Consider the following 4944-nt stretch of genomic DNA (forward strand, 5'->3'; position numbering starts at 1 on the left):
AACAGATGATGGGGGCTGAAAACATCAACAGAAGGAGACACATCATGGCAGTTCGTGGCATTAACAAGGTCATTCTTGTCGGTCGTCTGGGAAAAGATCCGGAAGTCCGTTACATCCCCAACGGGGGCGCAGTGGCAAACCTGCAGGTGGCCACGTCAGAAACCTGGCGCGACAAACAGACGGGGGAAATGAAGGAGCAGACGGAATGGCACCGCGTGGTGCTGTTCGGCAAGCTCGCGGAAGTGGCAGGTGAATATCTGCGTAAGGGGGCGCAGGTCTACATTGAAGGCCAGCTTCGCACCCGTAGCTGGGAAGATAACGGTATTACCCGTTACGTCACCGAAATCCTTGTTAAAACCACGGGCACCATGCAGATGCTGGGGAGTGCACCACAGCAGAACGCTCAGGTGCAACCGCAGCCTCAGCAGAATGGTCAGTCACAGAGTGCTGACGCGACGAAAAAAGGGAGCGCGAAAACGAAAGGCCGTGGACGTAAGGCTGCGCAGCCGGAGCCTCAGCCGCAACCACCGGAGGGGGAGGATTACGGGTTTTCAGACGATATCCCGTTCTGACTGGCCTGACTGTGATAACCGCCCCGTCCTGCGCGGGGCATCACCGGAGATATGAGGATGAGCGAATATTTCAGAATACTTCAGGGACTGCCTGACGGTCCTTTTACCCGCAAACAGGCCGAAGCCGTTGCCGCACAGTACCGGAACGTCTTTATCGAGGATGACCACGGCGAACAGTTTCGCCTGGTTGTCCGTAATAACGGAACAATGGTCTGGCGTACCTGGAATTTTGAGGACGGTGCCGGGTACTGGATGAACCATGTCATCCGTGATTTCGGGATCCTTAAGTAAGAGAGGTGCCGGACGGGGATCACGTCCGGCAGACATTAACTACACAATAAGGGGATAGTCATGTCAGTAACAAAGTCTGAACCAAAATCTACCCGTAAAGCAAGCCGTAAACCTGCAAAAACGCAGGAAACTGTCCTGTCTGCCCTGCTGGCGCAGACGGAGGAAGTGAGCGTGCCGCTGGCCTCGCTGATTAAGTCACCACTGAATGTGCGCACGGTGCCGTATTCTGCGGAGTCCGTCAGCGAACTGGCTGATTCCATTAAGGGGGTCGGCCTGCTGCAGAATCTGGTTGTTCATGCCCTGCCAGGTGACCGCCACGGTGTCGCCGCAGGTGGTCGCCGACTGGCAGCACTCAACATGCTGGCAGAGCGTGGCATCATTCCGGCTGACTGGCCTGTCCGCGTGAAAATTATTTCGCAGGAACTGGCGACGGCCGCATCGATGACCGAGAACGGTCATCGTCGGGATATGCACCCAGCCGAACAGATTGCCGGATTCTGTGCAATGGCGCAGGAAGGCAAAACACCTGCACAAATCGGTGATTTGCTGGGCTATTCACCCCGCCACGTTCAGCGAATGCTGAAACTGGCTGACCTTGCGCCTGTCATCCTCGATGCGCTGGCAGAAGACCTCATCACCACCGAGCACTGTCAGGCGCTGGCGCTGGAGAACGACACCGCGCGTCAGGTGCAGGTGTTTGAAGCCGCCTGTCAGTCGGGATGGGGCGGTAAACCGGAAGTACAGACCATTCGTCGTCTGGTGACCGAAAGTGAAGTGGCGGTGGCAGGGAACAGTAAATTCCGCTTCGTGGGGGCTGATGCCTTCTCGCCAGATGAACTGCGCACTGACCTGTTCAGCGACGACGAGGGTGGCTATGTGGACTGCGTGGCGCTCGATGCCGCCCTGCTGGAAAAACTCCAGGCTGTTGCTGAACACCTTCGGGAAGCCGAAGGCTGGGGATGGTGCGCCGGACGCATGGAGCCTGTCGGTGAGTGCCGTGAGGATGCCGGAACATACCGCTGTCTGCCGGAGCCGGAAGCGGTGCTGACGGAGGCGGAAGAAGAACGTCTGAACGAACTGATGACGCGTTACGACGCGCTGGAAAACCAGTGTGAGGAATCTGACCTGCTGGAAGCAGAAATGAAGCTGATGCGCTGCATGGCGAAGGTCAGGGCGTGGACGCCGGAGATGCGTGCCGGAAGCGGTGTGGTGGTGTCCTGGCGTTATGGCAACGTGTGTGTCCAGCGTGGTGTGCAGTTGCGCAGCGAGGATGATGCGGCTGACGACGCTGACCGCACGGAACAGGTGCAGGAGAAAGCGCCCGTGGAGGAAATCAGTCTGCCACTGCTGACGAAAATGTCTTCCGAACGCACGCTGGCAGTCCAGGCAGCACTGATGCAGCAACCGGACAAATCTCTGGCACTGCTGGCATGGACGCTCTGCCCTGATGAATCCCCTAATGATTTTTACCAAAATCATTAGGGGATTCATCAGCGCTCTGCCTGAATGTGTTTGGCAGCGGAGCGTACAGTAAACCAGCACAAATCAGCCTGGAATGTAAACATTATTCGCTGACCAGCGATGCGCCATCGGGGAAGGACGGTGCCGCATTCCTGGCGCTGATGGCAGAAAAAGCCCGTCTTGCAGCCCTGTTACCGGAGGGATGGTCACGGGATATGACGACATTCCTGTCACTCAGCCAGGAGGTACTGTTATCCCTGCTCAGTTTCTGCACCGCGTGCAGCATCCACGGCGTTCAGACCCGCGAGCATGGTCACACGTCACGCAGTCCGCTGGACTCGCTGGAGAGCGCTATCGGATTCCACATGCGCGACTGGTGGCAGCCGACGAAAGCAAACTTCTTCGGACACCTGCAAAAGCCGCAGATTATCGATGCCCTGAATGATGCCGGACTGTCCGGTGCTGCGCGGGACGCGGAGAAAATGAAGAAAGGCGATGCCGCTGAACATGCAGAGTTCCACATGAAAGACAACCGCTGGGTGCCTGGCTGGATGTGTACACCACGTCCACAGGCAGAGACGGAAACCACGGAGTACCGTGACGACCAGGCAGAAGCCGCCTGACCGCCAGTCATAAACCATTTATCACGCCGCCCTGCCGGAGACGGGGCGGCAGCAAGGGAGATACCGTGATGAAAACTGAACTGACCCTGAATGTATTACAGACCATGAGCGCACAGGAATATGAAGATATCCGGGCTGCCGGAAGTGATGAACGTCGTGAACTCACACATGCCGTGATGCGGGAGCTGGATGCGCCGGATAACTGGACGATGAACGGCGAGTATGGCAGCGAGTTCGGCGGCTTTTTCCCCGTCCAGGTCCGTTTCACGCCTGCCCACGAACGTTTTCACCTGGCGTTATGTTCACCGGGCGATGTCTCTCAGGTCTGGGTGCTGGTTCTGGTGAATGCCGGTGGTGAGCCGTTTGCGGTGGTTCAGGTACAGCGGCGGTTTGCACCGGAAGCCGTCAGCCATTCACTGGCACTGGCGGCGTCACTGGACGCGCAGGGGTACAGCGTCAGTGACATCATCCATATCCTGATGGCGGAAGGAGGTCAGGCATGAGCGCACGTTCACAGGCACTGGTTCCCCTCAGCGCAGAGCAACAGGCCGCATGGCGGGCGGTGGCGGAGACAGAAAAACGCCGCCACCAGGGAAACACGCTGGCGGAATATCCGTATGCGGGGGCGTTTTTCCGCTGTCTGAACGGAAGCCGCAGGATATCGCTGTCTGACCTGCGATTTTTCATGCCGTCCCTGACCGCAGAAGAACTGCGCGGCAACCGTTCTCAGTGGCTGTATGCCGTCGATGTGCTGATTGAAACTCAGGGCGAGGTCTGCCTTCTTCCCCTTCCCGGCGATGCAGCAGAGCGGCTGTTCCCGTCGGTGCGGTTCCGTGTCAGGGAGCGCAGTCGCCACAAATCCGCACTGGTCATGCAAAAGTACAGCCGCCAGCAGGCGAGGGAGGCAGAGCAGAAAGCCCGTGCGTACCAGGCGCTGGTCGCTCAGGCTGAAATCGAACTGGCATTCCATTCGCCGGAAACAGTCGGAAGCTGGCATGCACGCTGGAGTGACCGGGTGGCAGAGCATGACCTGGAAACCCTGTTCTGGCAGTGGGGTGAGCGTTTTCCGTCACTGGCCGGAATGGAACGCTGGCAGTGGCAGGATATGCCGTTCTGGCAGGTTATTGCGGAAGCCAGTCTTGCAGCAAGAGAGGCCGGTCACGCTGTCCGTGAGATGGAGCGGTGGATGGTGCCGAACAAACTCCGGGAGGCGGCGTGATGCGGCAACAATCACACAGATTACCCGTAAACAGCCTGAATGAGCGGGTTATTTTCAGGAAAAGTGAGTGTGGTCAGCGTGCAGGTATATGGGCTATGATGTGCCCGGCGCTTGAGGCTTTCTGCCTCATGACGTGAAGGTGGTTTGTTACCGTGTTGTGTGGCAGAAAGAAGATAGCCCCGTAGTAAGTTAATTTTCATTAACCACCACGAGGCATCCCTATGTCTAGTCCACATCAGGATAGCCTCTTACCGCGCTTTGCGCAAGGAGAAGAAGGCCATGAAACTACCACGAAGTTCCCTTGTCTGGTGTGTGTTGATCGTGTGTCTCACACTGTTGATATTCACTTATCTGACACGAAAATCGCTGTGCGAGATTCGTTACAGAGACGGACACAGGGAGGTGGCGGCTTTCATGGCTTACGAATCCGGTAAGTAGCAACCTGGAGGCGGGCGCAGGCCCGCCTTTTCAGGGCTGATGCTGGTCTGACTGCACTGAAGCGCCTTTATAAAGGGGCTGCTGGTTCGCCGGTGGCCCCTTTCTCCTTGCTGGCATTGTACGGGCATGAACAACCAGACTGCCAGGAAGGCCGTTTCCCTCCGGGAACGGGGATGAACGTGCGCCTGCGGCGCCCGTTCTTTTCCCCCGCCTTCTCTGTTTATGACTTACCAGAAATCACATCACCTTCCCTTTGATTATTCTCTTTTTCCTCCTGCTCTGACTCTGATTACTGCTCTGACTCTGATTACTGCTGCCCTGATTATTGTCTGTTTTGTTG

General features: G+C 57.3%; 7 protein-coding genes. All 7 read left to right on the forward strand.

Annotation, left to right across the window (positions count from 1 at the left end):
- The coding region (locus tag HG542_RS36705) for a single-stranded DNA-binding protein (protein WP_498063300.1) at positions 1-572 on the forward strand (572 nt) is incomplete at its 5' end.
- 57 nt (positions 573-629) lie between these two features.
- Positions 630-863: a DUF905 family protein gene (locus HG542_RS36710; RefSeq protein ID WP_000006003.1), complete on the forward strand. Its 234-nt coding sequence runs from the start codon at positions 630-632 to the stop codon at positions 861-863.
- 60 nt (positions 864-923) lie between these two features.
- Positions 924-2345: a ParB/RepB/Spo0J family partition protein gene (locus HG542_RS36715; RefSeq protein WP_000117321.1), complete on the forward strand. Its 1422-nt coding sequence runs from the start codon at positions 924-926 to the stop codon at positions 2343-2345.
- A 26-nt stretch (positions 2346-2371) separates the two neighbouring features.
- On the forward strand, positions 2372-2947 hold the full coding sequence (locus HG542_RS36720) for a hypothetical protein (RefSeq protein ID WP_000468046.1): 576 nt from the start codon (positions 2372-2374) through the stop codon (positions 2945-2947).
- Between the two features lie 68 nt (positions 2948-3015).
- Positions 3016-3450: a conjugation system SOS inhibitor PsiB gene (gene psiB / locus HG542_RS36725; RefSeq protein WP_000845953.1), complete on the forward strand. Its 435-nt coding sequence runs from the start codon at positions 3016-3018 to the stop codon at positions 3448-3450.
- Positions 3447-4166: a plasmid SOS inhibition protein A gene (locus HG542_RS36730; protein ID WP_001276217.1), complete on the forward strand. Its 720-nt coding sequence runs from the start codon at positions 3447-3449 to the stop codon at positions 4164-4166. The genes psiB and HG542_RS36730 overlap by 4 nt, the downstream gene beginning before the upstream one ends.
- Before the next feature lie 221 nt (positions 4167-4387).
- On the forward strand, positions 4388-4600 hold the full coding sequence (gene mok, locus HG542_RS36735) for a plasmid maintenance protein Mok (RefSeq protein ID WP_001309234.1): 213 nt from the start codon (positions 4388-4390) through the stop codon (positions 4598-4600).
- Positions 4601-4944: the final 344 nt, after the last annotated feature.

Origin of the sequence: Streptomyces morookaense (assembly GCF_013030945.1) — a bacterium.
In the GTDB taxonomy this organism is placed as follows: Bacteria; Actinomycetota; Actinomycetes; order Streptomycetales; family Streptomycetaceae; genus Streptomyces; species Streptomyces morookaensis.

Excerpts from the sequence above, each read along its gene's own strand:
- mok (WP_001309234.1), top strand. The coding sequence starts at position 4,388 with ATGTCTAGTCCACATCAGGATAGCCTCTTACCGCGCTTTGCGCAAGGA.
- psiB (WP_000845953.1), top strand. The coding sequence starts at position 3,016 with ATGAAAACTGAACTGACCCTGAATGTATTACAGACCATGAGCGCACAG.
- HG542_RS36730 (WP_001276217.1), top strand. The coding sequence starts at position 3,447 with ATGAGCGCACGTTCACAGGCACTGGTTCCCCTCAGCGCAGAGCAACAG.
- HG542_RS36715 (WP_000117321.1), top strand. The coding sequence starts at position 924 with ATGTCAGTAACAAAGTCTGAACCAAAATCTACCCGTAAAGCAAGCCGT.
- HG542_RS36710 (WP_000006003.1), top strand. The coding sequence starts at position 630 with ATGAGCGAATATTTCAGAATACTTCAGGGACTGCCTGACGGTCCTTTT.